Origin of the sequence: Lentzea sp. HUAS12, from assembly GCF_024125735.1 — a bacterium.
GTDB lineage: Bacteria > Actinomycetota > Actinomycetes > Mycobacteriales > Pseudonocardiaceae > Lentzea > Lentzea albida.
This window is the reverse complement of record NZ_CP099738.1, coordinates 3,974,459-3,991,402: the sequence shown is the minus strand read 5'-3', so window position 1 is coordinate 3,991,402 and position 16,944 is coordinate 3,974,459. Positions and strand designations below refer to the sequence as shown.

Below are 16,944 nucleotides of genomic sequence, written 5' to 3'. Positions count from 1 at the left end.
TCGGTCCATGCGCGTACCGCTGATCACCACGGACTTCCTGGACCGGGCGTCGTTCGCGTTCGCGGCGACCACGGCGACGATCGACGAGCCGGACCAGCCCGCGAAGCCGGTCACGACGACGACGTACGCGGAGATGGCCACCCGCGTGCGCGCGTGGCAGGCGGGGTTCGACGCGCTGGGCGTCGGTGAGGGCGAACGGGTCGCCGTCGTCAGCCACAACTCCGCGCGGATGCTCGAGCTGCTGCACGCGCTGCCCGGCAGCGGACGGGTCTGCGTGCCGGTGAACTTCCGCCTGCGCCCCGACGAGGTGAAGTACATCGTCGAGCACAGCGGCGCGTCGGCGTTGTTCGTCGACCCGGAGCTGCAACTGGACGACGTCGTGGCGCGCCACCGGTTCACGCTCGGCGAGGAGTCGGAGTCGCTGCTTCGGTTCGATGTGGAGCCACGGCCGTGGAGCGCGCCCTCGGAGGACGCGACCGCGACCATCAACTACACGTCCGGGACGACGGCGCGGCCCAAGGGCGTGCAGCTGACGCACCGCAACATCTGGCTCAACGCCGTCACGTTCGCCATGCACACGCGTGCGTGGGAGGGCGACGTTTACATGCACGTGCTGCCGATGTTTCACTGCAACGGCTGGGGGATGCCGTTCGGGCTCACGGGCCTCGGCGTGCCCCAGGTGGTGCTGCGCAAGGTGGACGGTGCCGAGATCCTGCGCCGTGTGCGCGACCACGGCGTCACGCTCATGTGCGGCGCACCGGCCGTGTGGAACGCGGTGCTGGACGCCGCGCAGACGTGGGACGGCGAGATCCCCGGCCGTGACCGCGTGCGGATCGTGTGCGCGGGCGCGCCGCCTCCGTCGCGCACGATCCAGCGCGTCACCGAGGAGCTCGGCTGGGAGTTCCTGCAGATCTACGGCCTGACCGAGACGGCGCCGCTGCTCACCTTCAACCGCGCCCAGCCGGGGCCGGAGGGCGAGGAGAAGGCCAAGCTGCAGTCACGGGCGGGCGCGCCGGCGCTGGGCGCCCGGCTGAAGATCTCCGACACGGGCGAGGTGCTCGCGCGCTCGAACGTGGTCATGGAGGGCTACTGGGACAACCCGGAGTCCACGGCGGACGCCCTCGGGGACGGCTGGTTCCACACCGGCGACGGCGGCCACTTCGACGACCAGGGCTACCTGACGATCTCGGACCGCAAGAAGGACGTGATCATCACCGGAGGCGAGAACGTCTCGTCCATCGAGGTCGAGGACTGCCTGTTCTCGCACCCGGCCGTCGCCGAGGTCGCGGTGATCGGAGTGCCCCACGAGAAGTGGGGTGAAACGATCAAGGCGCTCGTCGTGCTCTCCGGCGAGGCGACCGAGGCCGAGCTGATCGCGCACTGCAAGGAGAAGCTCGCCGGGTACAAGGCGCCGACGTCGATCGAGTTCCGCGACTCGATCCCGCGCACGGCGACCGGCAAGATCCAGAAGTTCAAGCTGCGCGAGCCGTACTGGGCGGGCCGGGACCGGGGCGTCAACTGACCCCGACGGTCGTGCGCAGGGCGCGCACCGCCTCAGGCAGGAGATCGCGCAACGTCCGGGTTTCGCCCGGCCGTGTCCACCGCTGGAACGCCGCCTGCTGCGCGAGCATGGCGGCGCCGGCGGCGAGGAACGCCGTCGCGGGATCGCAGCCGCGCGCGGTGAGCGCGGCCGCGATGGACTCGGTGAGCACGGCGTGCTTGCCGAGCTCGCGCTCCTGCAACTCGCGGTTGGCCGCGATCACGGCATAACGGCGCACCACGACGGCACGGCGGCTCTCGAGCAACTTCTCGGCGACGACCTCCAACGCGCGCATGACGGCGTCCAGCGGCTCCAGGGCGTGGTCGGCGGCCTCGATCTCGCCGACGACCTCCTGCTGGAGCTTCGAGCTCATCTCGAACAGCACCTCCCGCTTGTCCGGGAAGTGGTTGAAGAACGTGCGCTGGGTGAGTTCTGCCCGCTGGGCGATCTCGGCGACGGTCGTGCGCTCGAAACCCTGCTCGTCGAACAGGTCCAGAGCGGCGGCCTGCAGGCGCTCGACTGCGTCCGGTTTCCATCGCGGCATGCCGGAGAGCCTACTGATTGCACGATGTGCAGTCACCGGTCTAGGGTGATTGCACAAGCTGAAATCACAATCAGGAGGTCCCGTCGTGGCCGCTGTGTCGATCGTCCGCCCCGGTGAGGGCGAGCTCATCTCCCACGGACCGTCGTCGATCCGGATCCTCGAGGACGGCGGCAACACCGCTCATCGCCTGGGATTCGCCGAACTGGTCATCCCCCCGCACACCCCCGGTCCTCCCCAGCACCGGCACGCGCAGCACGACGAAGGCTTCTACGTCCTGTCGGGCACCGTGCGGTTCACCGTGGGGCAGGACGAGCACGACGCCGAAGCCGGCACGTGGGTCCTGGTCCCGCCGGGCGCACCGCACACCTTCGCCAACCGCGGTGACGACCCGGTGGTCATGCTGAACACCTTCACGCCGGACCTGTACGTGCAGTACTTCCGCGACCTCAAGGCCATGGTCGAGTCCGGTCAGCCGATGAACCGCGAGACCATGACGCCGATCTGGGAGAAGTACGCCACCGAGCCGTCCACCGACTTCGCGCCGTAGACGCGGTCCGGCGTTCGTCCATACCGGCGACACGCCAGCACTCCGATCGTCCCAAAAGGACCACCGACCGTGTTCCACTGTGACACGTGTGGTTGACGGTGCGTGAGTTCCAGATGCGCCGGATGAGTCTGATTGGTCTAATTCGGTCGGAGGTGATGCCCCGTGTTGACACGACTCTGCGCCGTGGTGGTGTTGATGACGGCCGTCCTCACGGGGACGGCCGCCGCCGTGCCGCCGCCTCCGCCGAACCCCAGTGACGCGGAGATCTCGGCGTCCCGCGCCGAAGCGGACGCGAAGGCGGCCCGCGTCGGCGAGCTGACCGGCAGGCTCACGCAGGCCGAGTCGCGCCTGCAGGAGTTGGTGGACGAGGTCTCGTACAAGCGCGAGCTCGCGAACAAGTCCCGCGTCGACCTGGAGACCGCGATCTCCGAGGCCGAGGCCGCCCGCAGGGACGCCGCGAACGCGCGGGTCGAGGCCGACGCGGCCACCGCCGCCGTCGAGAAGAGCCGCAAGGAGCTGGACGACTTCGCCGCCGCCTCCTACGCACAGGGCACCACCGTCGGGTCGTTCTCCGCCTACATCGGCGCCAAGTCGCCGGAGGACCTGCTGGCTCGCGCCCAGATGCTGGAGGCGGTGTCGGCGTCCAGCCTGAACCGGCTCGAGCAGGTCACCCGCGACCAGGGCACCGCCGCGAACCTCGACGCCGCCGCCCGTGCCGCGCTGAAGAAGGCCGAGGAGAAGCAGGCCGCCGCGGACGAGGCCAAGAAGGTCGCCGAGCAGGCCCAGCAGGCCGCCGTGGAGGCGCACTCGGCGCAGGCCGCGGCGACCGAGGCGCTGCAGTCCGACAAGGACGCCGTCGAACGCGAGCTGGCCGCGGCCCGCAGCGCGGTCGGCGGGCTCGAGGCCCAGCGCCAGCAGTACGACCAGTGGACCGAGGCCAAGAGGCGCGAGGACGAGGAGAACGCCCGTCGTGCCGCCGCCGCGGCCGCTGCCGCCGCGGCTCCCAAGCCGCAGGCCCAGGCACCCCGCCCGGTCGCGTCGGCGCCCGCGCCGTCCGGCAACCGCGTGCAGACCGTGATCAACCGGGCGCTGGCCCAGCGCGGTGTCATCTACGCCTGGGGTGGCGGCAACTACAACGGCCCGACCTACGGCGTGCGCGACGGTGGCGTGGCCGACTCGTTCGGCGACTACCGCAAGATCGGCTTCGACTGCTCGGGCCTGATGATGTACGCCTTCGCCGGTGCCGGCGTGTACCTGCCGCACTACAGCGGCTACCAGTACAACTCCGGCCGCAAGGTGCCGCTGTCGCAGATGGCCCCCGGCGACATGATCTTCTGGGGACCGGGCGGTGGCACGCACGTGGCGCTGTACCTGGGCGGCGGGATGATGGTGGAAGCGCCGCATTCCGGTGCTGTGGTGCGGATTTCGCCTGTGCGGTACGGCGGCATCATGCCGTACGTGACGCGGATGCTGTGAGCTCTCCGAGGTCGCGTGCCCAGAGCTGGCCGGTCACGTCGTGGCCGAACCCGTGCTGGGGCGTCTCCTCGACGAGCTCGAACCCGTGCGCCTCGTAGATCTTCCGGGCTGACGCGAGGCCGGCGACCGTCCACAGCACCATGCGTGCGTAGCCGGCCTTCCGCGCGAACTCGACGCACGTGCTGACGAGCTCGTTGCCCGCACCGTGCGTCCGGGTGCACGAGCAGCACGCGCAGCTTCGCGGTCGTGTCGTCCTCACGGACGCAGAGCACGCATCCGACGCGTTGGCCGTCGAGGTCGGCGATCCACGCACCCTCTCTCGCGGGATCGTGCTCGGTCGCGAAATCGCCGACGATCTTGGCGACCAGCGCCTCGAACGAGGTGTCCCAGCCGAACTCGGACGCGTAGAGCTCGCCGTGCGCCTGGACCACCCAGCCCAGTTCACCGGGCAGGCCGAGGGGTCGGATCCCATGCCGTCCTCCACTGACACGAGTGTTTCAGCAATGCGAGAACAGCGCCATGCCGTCCGCCCGCGAGACCGAGTTCCTCGAAGCCGCCTACCGGTACGTGCTCACCCACGGCCTGGCCGACGTGTCGCTGAGGCCGCTGGCAGCGGCCATCGGTTCGAGCACGCGTGTGCTGCTCTACCTGTTCGGCAGCAAGGAAGGCCTGGTCAGGGCATTGCCGGCGCGGGCGCGTGCCGACGAACTGGCGTTGCTCGCCGACATCGGCACCGGGTCCGGCGTGGTGGCGCGGCTGTGTGACTGGCTGTCGGCGCATCGGCCGTTGCTGACGTTGTGGCTGGAGGCCTACGCACGCTCTCTTGTGAAGCCGGACGGGCCGTGGGCGGGCTTCGCGCGCGCGACCGTGGAGGACTGGCTGGAGGTGCTGAAAGCCGGTCAGCCCGAGGAGGTGCGCGAGACCGCTGCCGGGCTGGTGTCGCGCACGCGGGAGCTCGCGGTGCTGCGGGGCGCGTTGCTCGACCTGCTCGCGACCGGGGACGGCGAGCGCGTCACCGCGGCGCTGAGGGCTAGTTTGGCGCCGTGAAGATCGTGATTTTCGGTGCGTCCGGAATGGTGGGCCAGGGGGCGTTGCGCGAGGCACTGCTCGACGCCGAGGTGGACTCGGTGGTGACGGTGGGGCGTTCTCCGTCGGCCGCGACCGACCCGAAGCTGCGGCACGTGGTGCACGCCGACTTCGGTGACCTGTCGCCGATCGCGGCGGACCTGGCCGACGCCGACGCGTGCTTCTACTGCATGGGCGTGACGTCCGCGGGTCTCACCGAGGCCGAGTACACGCCCGTGACGCACGACTACGCACTTGAGGCGGCACGGATCGTCGGCGGCACCTATGTGTACGTGTCGGGTGAGGGTGCTGACGCGGACAGCAAGACGATGTGGGCGCGGGTCAAGGGACGCACGGAGAACGAGCTGCTGGCGCTCGACCGGCCGGTGTTCGTGGTGCGGCCCGGTTTCATCCAGCCGCTGCACGGGATCACGTCGCGCACCCGCATCTACCGCTACCTCTACTCGTGGTCCTCCTGGCTCTTCCCGGTGCTGCGCCGGGTGGCGCCGAAGATGGTCACGACCACCGAACTGCTCGGCCGTGCGATGGTGGCGCTGGCCAAGGGCGCGCACGCCGACCGGGTGCTGCGCAGCGACGAGATCAACCGGGTGGCGGGATGACGCTCGACGAGGCGATCCGCGCCTACCAGGACGAAGGCTACGAGGTCACGCACGTCGTCGAGTCCGTGTGCGGTGGGTGCGGCGGGAAGTCGTTCACGGTGCAGATGACCGAGGACCAGGCCGTGCGCCGGACGTGTCTCGCGTGCGGCCTCGGGGAGTTCATCGGCGACTCCGACGAGCACTGGGACGAAGACGACGCGGAGGAGTGCGAGTGCACGTGCGGCGGCGAGGACTTCGCCGCCGCGCTCGGGTCGTCGTGCCTGCCGGACGGTGAGGTGCGCTGGCTGACCGTCGGGCTGCGGTGCCTGGAGTGCGGGCTGGCCGGCGTGTACGAGGACTGGAAGATCGACTACCTGCCGAGCAGGCACCTCGTCACGCGGGCTTGAAGGCGTCCTCGGTCTTCACGACGCCCGCGGTGCGGCCCGGCGCCGTGTGGTTCTCCCAGTACAGGTTCGTGTGCGCGATGACCTTGTCCGGCGTGGGAGCGCCCCACTCCGACAGGTCCTCGGTGGTGTGCGCGTCGCTCACGAGCCGGGCGTCGTAGCCGCGCGCGATGGCGCCGTGCAGGGTCGAGCGGATGCACTCGTCGGTCTGCGCGCCGGACACGACGAGGCTGCCGATCCCCTTGCCCGCCAGCACTTCCTCGAGGTCGGTCGCCTCGAACGAGTCGGCGTAGGTCTTGTGCACCACCGGTTCCCCGTCGGCGAGCTTGAGCTCTGGCACGAACTGCCAGCCGTCGGACTCCTTCGGCATGTGCTCGGGGTTGCTGTGCTGCACCCAGACGACGTCGACGCCGGCCGCGCGCGCCTTGTCGACGAGGGTGGCGACGTTGGCGACGACCTCGTCGCGGTTGTGGGCGTGGTTCACCACGCCGTTCTGCACGTCGATCACGAGCAACGCGGTGTTGGGGCGGTTCGCCAGAGTGGTCACCCGGCCCAGCTTAGGCCGCTCGCGGTGACGTGCAAGGGTGTTCCGTCGACTGTGGACGGCCGCACGCGTGCGGCTCAGCGCGAACGCAGCCGGCGCAGCATGCGGGCGTCCTCGAAGCCGACGGTGCGGGCGGCGGACTCGACCGTGGCGCCTTGACCGATCAGGTGTTCGGCCCGTTCGACGCGCAGCGCCTGCTGGTACTTCAACGGCGTCATGCCCGTCGCACGGCCGAACAACCGCGTCACGGTCCGTTCGCTGCAACCGGCGTGCACGGCGAGTTCGGCCAGTGAGAGGCGGTCGGTGAGACGTGACTCGATCACGTCCTGAATGCGGTGCACCGTCTCGTTGATGTGCGAGCGGTGCCGCAGCAGCACACTCGACTGCTGGTCGTCGCCGTTCCGACGCGCGTAGACGACCATCGTGCGTGCGATCGCGGCGGCGACAGCGGGGCCATGGCGCACGGCGACGAGGTGCAACGCGAGGTCGATGCCGCTCGCGATGCCAGCGGACGTCACCACCCTGTTGTCCTCCACGAACAAGACGTCGTGCACGACCTGTGCGGCGGGGTAGCGTCGTTCGAGCTCCTCCTGCAACTCGTGGTGCGTGGTGCATCGGCGTCCGTCGAGCAATCCGGCTCGTCCCAACGCATCCGCGCCCGCACACACACTCGCGACCGTGCCACCGTTGTCGTGATGTGCGCGCAGCCAGGCCAACGCGCGGTCGCTCAGGTGGCCGGTGCCCACGATCTTCGGCGACCGCCATCCCGGCACGAACACGAGATCGTCGACATCGAGAGAGGGCAGGTCCGTCGACGCGCCCAGCGGCACGCCCTGATGACTGCGCACGGTCTCGGTGTCGCCCACGTACGCCAGCGCGTACCCGCCCACGAGGTCGGCCGCGCTGGAGAACACCTGCGCCGGCCCCGCGAGGTCGAGCAGGTGCACTCCCGGTACGAGCAGGAAGACGACTCTGGTCACGATCCGGTCAGCGTAGCGACATCCGAGATCCGCGCGAAGCGACCGGCCAGCACGTACTCCGTCCGCTCGATGACCTCCTCGACACCGAGCACCTTCCCGGTGCGCCAGTGCGGCAACGGCGTGGTGGCGGTCGCGTCGGTCACGAAGGTCATGTCGAACCCGAGGTCCGACCCGACCCGCGTGGTCGTCTCGCAGCACTGTTCGGTGCGGATGCCGCTGATCAGCAGCTCCCGCACACCGCGCTGGGTGAGCGTCTGCTGCAGGTTCGTGGTGGTGAACGCGTTGTGCGCGGTCTTGGTCAGCACGGGCTCGTCGTCGAGCGGCTTGAGGCCGTCCATCAGCCGCACGTGCCCGAGCGCGGGGTCGAACACGTCGCCGGAGCCGGGCTCGGAGTGCAGGACCCACACCACCAGGTCACCGGCGTCGCGGGTCAGGTCGACGAGCTGGTTCACCTTGCCGACCACGTCGGGGTCGGACACCTCGGCCCAGTTCGGCCGCTGCCGGAACGACTCCTGCACGTCGATCACGATCAATGCTCGCTTCATGCCTCCAGCCTCGTGGGCCGCACCCCGGCGGAACAGGCACGGCCCGGCCGACGAACGGACGGATCCGGTCACCGTGCGAAGATCACGGACATGCGCATCCTGGCGGGCGATCCCGCGGACCCGGACCTGGGCGCGGAGGTCACCCTCGGAGAAGGCCGCCTGGGTGGCGCGGCGGTGCCGTTCCTGCGGATCACCTCCGGCGAGCACCGCAAGATCCTCGTGGGCGAGGCGCGCACGGACGGGGACCGCGTCGAGGTCGTGATCCGGGCGGCGTGGAGCGACGAGCAGGGCTGGCGCCAGAGCACCTGGTCCCCCGAGGACCTGACCGGAACCCTCGCCGAGCCCGCCCACCGGATCGAGGAGCGCGAGAAGGCGCTCACGATCGCCAAGGCCCTCGCGGAGGGGTCCAGGAACACCGTCGCGGACCTGCGCGGCCTGCGGTACGAGATGGAACGCCAGATCGCCGACCTGCTGGCACAGCGCAAGAACACCGCCCTGCGCATGCTCATGGCGCAGCTCGTCGAGCTGTCGATGGCGGTCAGCCGCGCGCGGGACGTGGCCCAGGAGGCCGTGCGCGAGGGGCGGTTCACGACGGTGGTCATGCGGCACTGCGAGGCCATGGACGCCGGGCTCGGCGACGAGGTCACGCGGCTGCAGGCGTTGCTCAGCAGCGTCTCCACGTTCGCCGTCGCGCAGGAAGGCGAGGCGCAGCAACGGTTCAACACGCTCGCCGCCGCGGCCGCCGCCGGACTCGGCCTGCCCGCGCTGATCCTGTCGCTCTACGGCGCGGACGACTACCTGCCGTTCACGTGGGACAAGGCGTGGCGCGCCCTCACGCCGATCGCGGGCGTGCTGACGGTGGCCGCGGGGATCATCCTGCTCCGCATGCCCGGCCGGACCACCGCGAGGCGGTACCTGGTGGCGTTCGGGCTGATCGCGGGGCTCGTGAGCGTGCTGCTGATCGCCGGTTTCCTGGCTCCCTAAAGAGGCCGGCGGCCCGCGAAGCCCAGATCGGTCCGGTGGTACCAGGAGAGCTCGCGGTCACCTTCGAGCCAGCACAGCAGCACCGGCACACCGTCGATCTCCGACGGGAAGTCCACGAGCAGCGGCGCGAAGCCCTTCAGCTCCGCCCCGGTCTGCTGCACGGACTCCATCAGCTCGTCCAGCCGGGCCTGCGCGGCCTTGAACTCCGGCAGCCCGCCGAGCGACGAGCGGCCGACGGCCAGTTCGGCGGCGTCGGCGCGCAGGCGCACGATCTCGTCCAGCGCGGGCAGCAGCCGCGCGAGTTCGGTCCGGGCCTCGTCGAGCGTGAACAGTCCCACGACGACAGGCTGGCACAGTGGACGGAGTGACGTGGCGACTGGGTGACCTCACCGTGCGGCGGATCGGGTTCGGCGCCATGCGGCTGCCCCAGCGGGGCACGGCGTTCGACCGCGGTGCCGAACCGCGTGACCGCGCGCAGGCGATCGCGGTGTTGCGCGAGGCCGTCGAGCTCGGGGTGAACCACGTCGACACGGCCGCCTTCTACTTCTCCGCCACCCGGTCGGCGAACGAGCTGATCAACAGCGCGCTCGCGCCGTACCCGGACGACCTGGTGATCGTCACGAAGGTCGGTCCGAGCCGCACGCCGCAGGGGGAGTGGCTGCCGCTCGCGACGCCGGAGCAGCTGCGGGGCCAGGTCGAGGAGAACCTGCGCCAGCTCGGCCGCGACCACCTCGACGTCGTCAACCTGCGGGTGAGCGGGCTGGACGACGTCAGCGCGCACTTCGGGGCGCTGGCAGAACTCCAGCGGGCCGGGCTGGTGCGGCACCTCGGCCTGTCCAACGTCCGGCCGCACCACCTGGACCAGGCACAGCGGATCGCCGAGGTCGTGTGCGTGCAGAACTCCTACGGGCTCGGGCACCACCCGGAGCAGGACGACTTCCTCGGCGTCTGCGGCGAACGCGGCATCGCGTTCGTGCCGTTCTTCGCGCTCGCCGGCGCGAACCGGGAGGCCGGCACGTCGGTGCGGGACGACGAGGTCACCGGGATCGCGCACGCCCGTGGCGCCTCACCCGCGCAGATCCGCCTGGCGTGGACGCTGGCGCGCGGCCCGCACGTGCTGGTCATCCCCGGCACGGGCGATCCGGGACACCTGCGGCAGAACGTCGAGGCGGGCGACATCCGGCTCACCCCCGAGGAGCTGACCCGCCTCGACGCCGCGCACCTCAACGACGGCTGATCCGGCCGAACAACCAGGTGGCCCAGCCGAACGCGACCACCAGCAGCCCGCCCGACCACGCCAGGGCGAGCCACCCCGACGTGACGGCCTGGTCGTTCAGCAGGGCCCGCACGGTCTCGATGACCGGCGTGATGGGCTGGTGCTCGCTGATCACCCGCAGGAACGCGGGCATCGTCGCCACCGGCACGAACGCGCTGCTCAGGTACGGGATGAACAACATGAAGAACCCGAGGAGGCTCGCCGACTCGACGGACTTGGCGATCACGCCGATGCCCGCGGCGAGCCACGACAGCGCGAACACGTAGAGCGCCAGCAGGCCCATCGCCAGGACCCAGGAACCCGGCGACGCCGTAGGCCGGAAGCCCATCAGCATCGCGACCAGCACGACGGCGGTCGTCGCGAGGGCGTTGCGGGCGAGCGAGGCGACGACGTGACCGGTCAGCACCGCGAACCCGCTGATCGGCATCGAGCGGAACCGGTCGACCACGCCCTTCTTCATGTCGTCGGCCACGGACATCGCGGTGGACGTGGCGCCGTAACCGGTGCACAGCACGAGGATTCCGGGCACGACGTAGTTCACGTAGGAGTCGACCGCGCTGATGGCGCCGCCGAAGACGTACACGAACAACGACATCATCATCACCGGCAGGACGATCGCCATGACCACGGAGTCGAGGTTGCGGCGGCTCAGGCGGATGCTCCGGCCCACCATCGTCAGCGAAGCGGTCATGCGGCTGCCCTCGTCAGGGCCTCGAAGACGTCGTCCAGGGTCGGGCGGTGCGCGGACACCCGCACCACGTCCACGTGTGCCGTGCGGAGGTCGTCCAGCACGCGGTGCAGGTGCACGGCGCTGCCGTCGGACGGCAGGCTCAGTTCTGCCCCGCCGACCAGCCCGCCGACGACGGCCGCGGCGCGCACCGCGTCCTGCGCGCTCGCCAGCACCAGGTCGAGGCGGGTGCCGCCGACCGAGTTCTTCAACGCGTCCGCGGTGCCGTCCGCGACGACGCCTCCGCGGTGCAGCATGAGGATCCGGTCGGCCAGGCGGTCGGCCTCCTCCAGGTACTGGGTCGTGAGGAAGATCGTCACGCCGTCGCGCACCAGGTCGCCGATCGCGTCCCACATCGTCGTGCGGCTGACCGGGTCGAGGCCCGTGGTCGGCTCGTCCAGGAACAGCAACCGCGGCCGGGCGACCAGGCTCATCGCCAGATCGAGGCGCCGCCGCATGCCGCCGGAGTAGGTGCGCACCCGCCGGTCCGCCGCCTCGGTGAGGTCGAACCGCTCCAGCAGGTCGAGGGCCCGCGAGCGAGCCGCCGGCCTGGTGGATCCGCGCAGGCGGCCGATCATGACCAGGTTCTCGCGCCCGGTCTGCTCCTCGTCCACCGCCGCGTACTGCCCGGTCAGGCTGATCACGCCGCGCACGGCGGCCGCCTCCCGCACCACGTCGAACCCGCACACCCGTGCCACCCCGCCGCCGGGCCTGGTCAGCGTGCTCAGGATGCGGATCGTGGTGGTCTTGCCCGCGCCGTTCGGCCCGAGCAACGCGAGCACGGACCCCTCCGCGACCTCCAGGTCCAGGCCGTTCAGCACGGTCTTCGCCCCGTAGCTCTTCGTCAGACCCTCTGTCTCGACGATCATCGAACCCCCTTTTTTATGCGTATCTCATACGCAAAACCCAAATTAGCGTATGGCATACGCATCTGTTTGACTAGGGGGCATGAAAAGGGGGCGCAAACCGACGATCGACGCCGCCGACATCACTCGGGCCGCCATCGCGATCGCGGACGCCGAGGGACTCACCGCCGTGTCAATGGCGCGCGTCGCCCAGGAGATGGGCAACGCGACGATGGCCCTCTACCGCCACGTGAAGAGCAAGGACGAACTGCTCGCGCTGATGGCCGACGCCGCGTTCGAGGACCCGCCCGCGCTCCCGGACGGCGGGTGGCGCGACAAGTTCGAGGTCTGGGCGAAGGCGCTGCTCGCGGGCATCCGCAGGCGCCCCTGGTTCATGCAGATCCCCCTGGGCGGCCCGCCGAGCGGCCCGCGGAGCCTCGCCTGGTTCGACAGCGCGCTCGGTGCCCTCGACGACACACCGCTCGAGCCGGCGGAGAAGGTCGGCGTGGTGATGAGCCTGATGACGTTCGTGCACGGCGAGGCGTGGCTGAGCGTCGCGCTGACGCAGGGGTTCGAGAACGACCCGGCCCAGTTCAGCCGCCAGTACGCGCAGCGGCTGCGCGAGACCGTCGACCCGCGCAGGATGCCCGCGCTCGCGAAGATCGTCGCGTCGGGCGTGTTCGACGTGGACAACCTCGTCGACGCCGACGACATGGCCGCGGAGTTCGACTTCGGCCTGCACCTGTTCCTCGAAGGCGTCGCCGCGCACCTCGGGAGCCGGGCATGACCTATGCGGTGATCGTCCTGACCGGCGGCAAGGGGGAACGGCTCGGCGGCGTCGACAAGGCCGCACTGTCCTATCGGGACTCGACTCTGCTCGACCACGTGCTGTCCGTTGTGGACGACGCGGCGCGGAAGGTCGTCGTCGGGCCGGAGAAGGACCTCCCCGGCGTGGTGTGGGCGCGCGAGGACCCGCCGGGAGGCGGGCCGCTCGCCGGACTGGCCGCGGGGCTCGCGAAGGTCACCGAGGACTGGGTCGTGGTGCTCGCCGTCGACCAGCCCGGGCTCACGAAGGACACGATCGCGCGGCTGCGGGCGACCGGCCGCAACGCCGTGCTGAAGGACGACCGAGTGCAGTGGCTGATCGGGTTCTGGAACGCCGCCCAGCTGCGCGACGCGCTACCCGATGATCCGCGGAACCTGCCCCTGCGCAAGACTCTGCTGCAGCTCGACCCCGTCGAAGTGTCCGCTTTGCCCGGTGAGGCGCAGGACGTCGACACGCCCGCCGACCTGGACACCCTTCACAGCGGTTGAACAGCGGAGGGGGAAGACTGTTCCACGATCGGTAAAACCCTGTTCTGCATGGAGGCCCGCACGTGACCGAGCCCGCCGCCGAGGCAACGCCGAACGCATCGGCGCCCGTCACCCCGGCTCGTGACGCCCAGCTGCTCGAACGCACCGTGTTCGAGGTGAAGCGGGTGATCGTCGGCCAGGACCGGCTCGTCGAGCGGATGCTCGTGGGTCTGCTGGCCAAGGGCCACCTGCTGCTCGAAGGCGTGCCGGGTGTCGCGAAGACGCTCGCCGTCGAGACGTTCGCCCGCGTGGTCGGCGGCTCGTTCAGCCGCGTGCAGTTCACCCCCGACCTGGTGCCCGCCGACATCCTCGGCACCCGCATCTACCGCCAGTCGAGCGAGGCGTTCGACGTCGAGCTCGGCCCCGTCGTCGCGAACTTCGTGCTCGCCGACGAGATCAACCGCGCGCCCGCCAAGGTGCAGTCGGCGATGCTGGAGGTCATGGCCGAGCGGCACGTGTCCATCGGCGGCAGGACCTTCCCGATGCCGAACCCGTTCCTCGTGCTGGCGACGCAGAACCCGATCGAGAACGAGGGCGTGTACCCGCTGCCCGAGGCGCAGCGCGACCGGTTCCTGTTCAAGATCCAGGTCGAGTACCCGACCGCCGAGGAAGAGCGCGAGATCGTCTACCGCATGGGCGTCGAGGCGCCCACGCCGAACCAGGTCCTCTCGCCCGAGGAACTGGTGCGCCTGCAGGGCGTGGCGTCGCGCGTCTTCGTCCACCACGCACTCGTCGACTACGTGGTGCGCCTGGTGATCGCGACCCGCGCGCCGGCCGAGCACGGCCTCACCGACGTCGCCGGCTGGGTCGCCTACGGCGCCTCGCCGCGTGCGTCGCTCGGCATCATCGCCGCCGCGCGCGGCCTCGCGCTGGTCCGCGGCCGTGACTACGTGCTGCCGCAGGACGTCGTGGACGTCGTGCCCGACGTGCTGCGCCACCGCCTGGTGCTCTCGTACGACGCGCTGGCCGACGGCGTGCCGATCGACCACATCATCACCCGCGTGCTGCAGATCGTGCCGTTGCCGCAGGTGTCGGCCCGTCCGCAGCAGCCGGTTCCGGCTGGTAGGCAGTGAGCCGCGAGAAGGCCGAGGAGCGCCCTTCGTGGGCGCCGCCCGTGCTGCGCGGCGTCCGCATGGAGGCCGCGCTGCGCATGCTCGAGCTCGACGTCCGGCGCCGCCTGGACGGCCTGCTGCAGGGCAACCACCTCGGTCTCGTGCCGGGACCGGGCACCGAGCCGGGCGAGGCGCGCACCTACCAGCCCGGTGACGACGTGCGCCGGATGGACTGGGCGGTCACGGCGCGCACGACGATCCCGCACATCCGCGAGACGGTCGCCGACCGCGAGCTGGAGACGTGGGTCGCCATCGACCTGTCGCCGTCGCTCGACTTCGGCACCGCCGCCTGCGAGAAGCGCGACCTGGCCATCGCCGCGACGGCCGCGGTCGCGCACCTGACGCGCGGCGGCGGCAACCGCATCGGCGCCGCCGTGTCCACGGGCGCGGAGAACGTCCGCATCCCGGCCCGCGGCGGCCTCGCGCACGCGCGCGGCATGATCCGCAAGATCGCCGAGATCGACCGTGCGCCCGAGGGCACGCGCGGAGACCTGGCGGCGTTGCTCGAACAACTGCGCCGCCCGCCGCGCCGGCGCGGCCTGATCGTGGTGATCTCCGACTTCCTCGGTGGCATGGAGTGGCAGCGGCCGCTGCGCGCGCTGTCCGCCCGCCACGACATCGTGGCGATCGAGGTCGTCGACCCGCGTGACGTCGACCTGCCCGAGGTGGGCACCGTCGTGCTGTCCGACCCGGAGAGCGGGCGGCAGCGCGAGGTGACCGCGTCCGCGTTGCTGCGCAAGGAGTTCAACGCCGCGGCCGCCGAACACCGGGCCGAGGTGGCGGCGGGGCTGCGCCGCGCCGGCGCCGGGCACCTGGTGCTGCGCACCGACTCGGACTGGATCGCGGACACGGTTCGTTTCGTGGTGGCGCGCAAGCGCCGCTGGTCCGGGGGTGTCGCATGAGCTTCTCGAACTTCGTCGCCCCGTGGTGGTTCCTGCTGCTCGTGGCCGTCGTGGCGCTCGCCGCCGCGTACGTGTTCGTGCAGCGGGTGCGGCGCAAGCGCGTGCTGCGGTTCACGAACCTGGAGCTGCTGGAGAAGGTCGCGCCCAAGCGGGAACGCTGGTCGCGGCACGTCCCGGCGGCGTTCCTGCTCGCGGCACTGGCGCTGCTGACGGTGGCGCTGGCCGGCCCGACGGCCGAGCAGCGCGTCCCGCGCAACCGGGCGACCGTGATGCTGGTGGTCGACGTGTCGCTGTCGATGAAGGCCACCGACGTCAAGCCCTCCCGCCTCGAAGCCGCGCAGGTGGCCGCCAAGTCGTTCGCCGAGGGCCTCACCCCGGGCATCAACCTGGGCCTGATCTCGTTCGCCGGCTCGGCCACCGTGCTGGTCGCGCCGACGACGGACCGCACCGCCGTCAGCCAGTCGATCGACGGGCTCAAGCTCGCCCAGTCGACCGCGACCGGTGACGCGCTCGTGGCCGCGATGGCGTCGATCGACTCGTTCGGCAAGGTCGTCGGAGGCGCCGAGGGCCCACCGCCCGCCCGCATCGTGCTGATGACGGACGGCAAGGAGACCGTCGGCACCCGCAAGGCGTTCGACGCGGCCGAGGACGCGAAGAAGGCCGGCATCCCGATCTCCACGATCTCGTTCGGCACCGAGGACGGCGTGGTCGACATCGAGGGCCGGCAACAGTCCGTGCCCGTCGACGACGACTCGATGAAGGAGATCGCGAAGATCTCCGGCGGAGAGTTCTTCAAGGCCGCCTCGGCCGAGGAACTCCGTCGTGTGTACGACACGCTCGGCGAGCAGATCGGGTACGAGAAGAAGCAGGCGGACGCGTCGAAGCCGTGGCTGCTGCTCGGCACGCTGACGGCGATGTTCGCGGCCGCCGCCGCTCTGCTGCTCGGTCAGCGCCTACCGTAGATCAGCTCCACCACCCCGTTGCCGAACGCCCTGGTGCTCTTGAGCGCCAGGGCGTTCGGCTTGTGGAAGAACGGCGTGCCCGCCCCGATGGCGACCGGGTTGAGGTAGAGGCGGACCTCGTCGACGAGGTCGTGCTCGAAGAACGTCTGCAGCAACTCGTTGCCGCCGACCATGACGTCGCCCCGCAGTCGTCTGATCTCGTCGGGGTCGACCTCGGTGCGCGTCTCGGTGTTCCAGTCGGTGAACCGCTTCGTGCGCGAGTAGACGATCTTGCGGGCGTCGCGCCAGATCGGGGCGAAGTCGCGCATCGCCTGCGGCCACTCGGGGTGGTCCTCGGCGTGCGGCCACGCGCCGAGCATCAGCTCGTGGTTGCGGCGGCCGTTCACGAACGTGGCGAACTTCGCGAGCTCGGCGTTGATGTGGCCGTGCAGCTCGTCGCTCATGTGGTGCCAGTCGATGTCGTGGTCCGGGCCCTCGAAGAACCCGTCCAGCGAGACCGACGCCATCGTGCTGATCATGGGGTTCCTCGATCGTGTTCG

At 70.7% G+C, this 16,944-nt stretch carries 21 protein-coding genes and 1 pseudogene; 13 read left to right on the top strand and 9 right to left on the bottom strand.

Annotation, left to right across the window (positions count from 1 at the left end; genetic code table 11):
• Positions 1-7: 7 nt before the first annotated feature.
• Positions 8-1,522, top strand: a complete 1,515-nt coding sequence (locus tag ND450_RS17470; protein ID WP_253327161.1) for a class I adenylate-forming enzyme family protein — start codon at positions 8-10, stop codon at positions 1,520-1,522.
• Here the strand turns inward: ND450_RS17470 and ND450_RS17465 are convergent.
• Entirely contained in the window at positions 1,515-2,084 is a 570-nt protein-coding gene (locus tag ND450_RS17465; RefSeq protein WP_253327160.1) for a TetR/AcrR family transcriptional regulator, read from the bottom strand. The two genes, ND450_RS17470 and ND450_RS17465, sit on opposite strands and share 8 nt — an antisense overlap.
• Positions 2,085-2,169: 85 nt before the next feature.
• Between ND450_RS17465 and ND450_RS17460 the strand changes: the two genes are divergently transcribed.
• Complete coding sequence (locus ND450_RS17460; RefSeq protein ID WP_253327159.1) at positions 2,170-2,631, top strand: cupin domain-containing protein; 462 nt, start codon at positions 2,170-2,172, stop codon at positions 2,629-2,631.
• A gap of 162 nt (positions 2,632-2,793) precedes the next feature.
• Positions 2,794-4,107 (top strand): NlpC/P60 family protein, encoded by a 1,314-nt coding sequence (locus tag ND450_RS17455; RefSeq protein ID WP_253327158.1) that lies wholly within the window; start codon positions 2,794-2,796, stop codon positions 4,105-4,107.
• Here the strand turns inward: ND450_RS17455 and ND450_RS46065 are convergent.
• A pseudogene (locus ND450_RS46065) lies at positions 4,079-4,538 on the bottom strand (GNAT family N-acetyltransferase). The gene ND450_RS17455 and the pseudogene ND450_RS46065 sit on opposite strands and share 29 nt — an antisense overlap.
• A 61-nt stretch (positions 4,539-4,599) precedes the next feature.
• On the opposite strand from ND450_RS46065, the gene ND450_RS17445 reads away from it, so the two are divergent.
• From ND450_RS17445 to ND450_RS17435, 3 genes are read left to right on the top strand one after another with little or no spacing between them, the layout of a single operon-like run.
• Complete coding sequence (locus tag ND450_RS17445) at positions 4,600-5,154, top strand: TetR/AcrR family transcriptional regulator (RefSeq protein WP_253327156.1); 555 nt, start codon at positions 4,600-4,602, stop codon at positions 5,152-5,154.
• Positions 5,151-5,792 (top strand): NAD(P)H-binding protein, encoded by a 642-nt coding sequence (locus ND450_RS17440; protein ID WP_253327155.1) that lies wholly within the window; start codon positions 5,151-5,153, stop codon positions 5,790-5,792. The genes ND450_RS17445 and ND450_RS17440 overlap by 4 nt, the downstream gene beginning before the upstream one ends.
• The gene (locus ND450_RS17435; RefSeq protein ID WP_253327154.1) at positions 5,789-6,178 is read left to right on the top strand and encodes a hypothetical protein; all 390 of its coding nucleotides are present in this window, start codon (positions 5,789-5,791) and stop codon (positions 6,176-6,178) included. Before ND450_RS17440 ends, ND450_RS17435 begins: the two co-directional genes overlap by 4 nt.
• On the opposite strand, the gene ND450_RS17430 is transcribed toward ND450_RS17435, so the two are convergent.
• From ND450_RS17430 to ND450_RS17420, 3 genes are all read right to left on the bottom strand, one after another.
• Positions 6,165-6,722: a cysteine hydrolase family protein gene (locus ND450_RS17430; RefSeq protein ID WP_253327153.1), complete on the bottom strand. Its 558-nt coding sequence runs from the start codon at positions 6,720-6,722 to the stop codon at positions 6,165-6,167. The two genes, ND450_RS17435 and ND450_RS17430, sit on opposite strands and share 14 nt — an antisense overlap.
• A gap of 74 nt (positions 6,723-6,796) precedes the next feature.
• Complete coding sequence (locus ND450_RS17425; RefSeq protein WP_253327152.1) at positions 6,797-7,699, bottom strand: GlxA family transcriptional regulator; 903 nt, start codon at positions 7,697-7,699, stop codon at positions 6,797-6,799.
• A complete protein-coding gene (locus ND450_RS17420) occupies positions 7,696-8,244 on the bottom strand; it encodes a cysteine hydrolase family protein (protein ID WP_253327151.1) in 549 nt (182 codons plus the stop codon). Before ND450_RS17420 ends, ND450_RS17425 begins: the two co-directional genes overlap by 4 nt.
• 90 nt (positions 8,245-8,334) lie before the next feature.
• On the opposite strand from ND450_RS17420, the gene ND450_RS17415 reads away from it, so the two are divergent.
• Complete coding sequence (locus ND450_RS17415) at positions 8,335-9,228, top strand: hypothetical protein (protein WP_253327150.1); 894 nt, start codon at positions 8,335-8,337, stop codon at positions 9,226-9,228.
• On the opposite strand, the gene ND450_RS17410 is transcribed toward ND450_RS17415, so the two are convergent.
• On the bottom strand, positions 9,225-9,566 hold the full coding sequence (locus ND450_RS17410) for a DUF2203 domain-containing protein (protein WP_253327149.1): 342 nt from the start codon (positions 9,564-9,566) through the stop codon (positions 9,225-9,227). The genes ND450_RS17415 and ND450_RS17410 overlap by 4 nt on opposite strands.
• A 26-nt stretch (positions 9,567-9,592) precedes the next feature.
• Here ND450_RS17410 and ND450_RS17405 point away from each other — a divergent pair, with 26 nt between their 5' ends.
• Positions 9,593-10,465: an oxidoreductase gene (locus ND450_RS17405; protein WP_371927724.1), complete on the top strand. Its 873-nt coding sequence runs from the start codon at positions 9,593-9,595 to the stop codon at positions 10,463-10,465.
• Here ND450_RS17405 and ND450_RS17400 read toward each other — a convergent pair.
• Both ND450_RS17400 and ND450_RS17395 read right to left on the bottom strand, forming a co-directional pair.
• On the bottom strand, positions 10,452-11,195 hold the full coding sequence (locus ND450_RS17400) for an ABC transporter permease (RefSeq protein ID WP_253327148.1): 744 nt from the start codon (positions 11,193-11,195) through the stop codon (positions 10,452-10,454). The two genes, ND450_RS17405 and ND450_RS17400, sit on opposite strands and share 14 nt — an antisense overlap.
• Entirely contained in the window at positions 11,192-12,100 is a 909-nt protein-coding gene (locus ND450_RS17395) for an ATP-binding cassette domain-containing protein (RefSeq protein WP_253327147.1), read from the bottom strand. The genes ND450_RS17400 and ND450_RS17395 overlap by 4 nt, the downstream gene beginning before the upstream one ends.
• 79 nt (positions 12,101-12,179) lie before the next feature.
• On the opposite strand from ND450_RS17395, the gene ND450_RS17390 reads away from it, so the two are divergent.
• The 5 genes from ND450_RS17390 (at position 12,180) to ND450_RS17370 (ending at position 16,405) form a co-directional block, all read left to right on the top strand.
• Positions 12,180-12,863, top strand: coding sequence for a TetR/AcrR family transcriptional regulator (locus ND450_RS17390; protein WP_253327146.1), 684 nt, complete (start codon positions 12,180-12,182; stop codon positions 12,861-12,863).
• Positions 12,860-13,390, top strand: coding sequence for a molybdenum cofactor guanylyltransferase (locus tag ND450_RS17385; protein WP_253327145.1), 531 nt, complete (start codon positions 12,860-12,862; stop codon positions 13,388-13,390). Before ND450_RS17390 ends, ND450_RS17385 begins: the two co-directional genes overlap by 4 nt.
• 62 nt (positions 13,391-13,452) lie before the next feature.
• Positions 13,453-14,502 (top strand): MoxR family ATPase, encoded by a 1,050-nt coding sequence (locus ND450_RS17380; protein WP_089912206.1) that lies wholly within the window; start codon positions 13,453-13,455, stop codon positions 14,500-14,502.
• A gap of 59 nt (positions 14,503-14,561) precedes the next feature.
• On the top strand, positions 14,562-15,443 hold the full coding sequence (locus ND450_RS17375; protein ID WP_253327940.1) for a DUF58 domain-containing protein: 882 nt from the start codon (positions 14,562-14,564) through the stop codon (positions 15,441-15,443).
• Positions 15,440-16,405: a VWA domain-containing protein gene (locus ND450_RS17370; RefSeq protein ID WP_089912200.1), complete on the top strand. Its 966-nt coding sequence runs from the start codon at positions 15,440-15,442 to the stop codon at positions 16,403-16,405. The genes ND450_RS17375 and ND450_RS17370 overlap by 4 nt, the downstream gene beginning before the upstream one ends.
• On the opposite strand, the gene ND450_RS17365 is transcribed toward ND450_RS17370, so the two are convergent.
• The gene (locus ND450_RS17365; protein ID WP_253327144.1) at positions 16,390-16,923 is read right to left on the bottom strand and encodes a dihydrofolate reductase family protein; all 534 of its coding nucleotides are present in this window, start codon (positions 16,921-16,923) and stop codon (positions 16,390-16,392) included. The two genes, ND450_RS17370 and ND450_RS17365, sit on opposite strands and share 16 nt — an antisense overlap.
• Between the last annotated feature and the right edge of the window lie 21 nt (positions 16,924-16,944).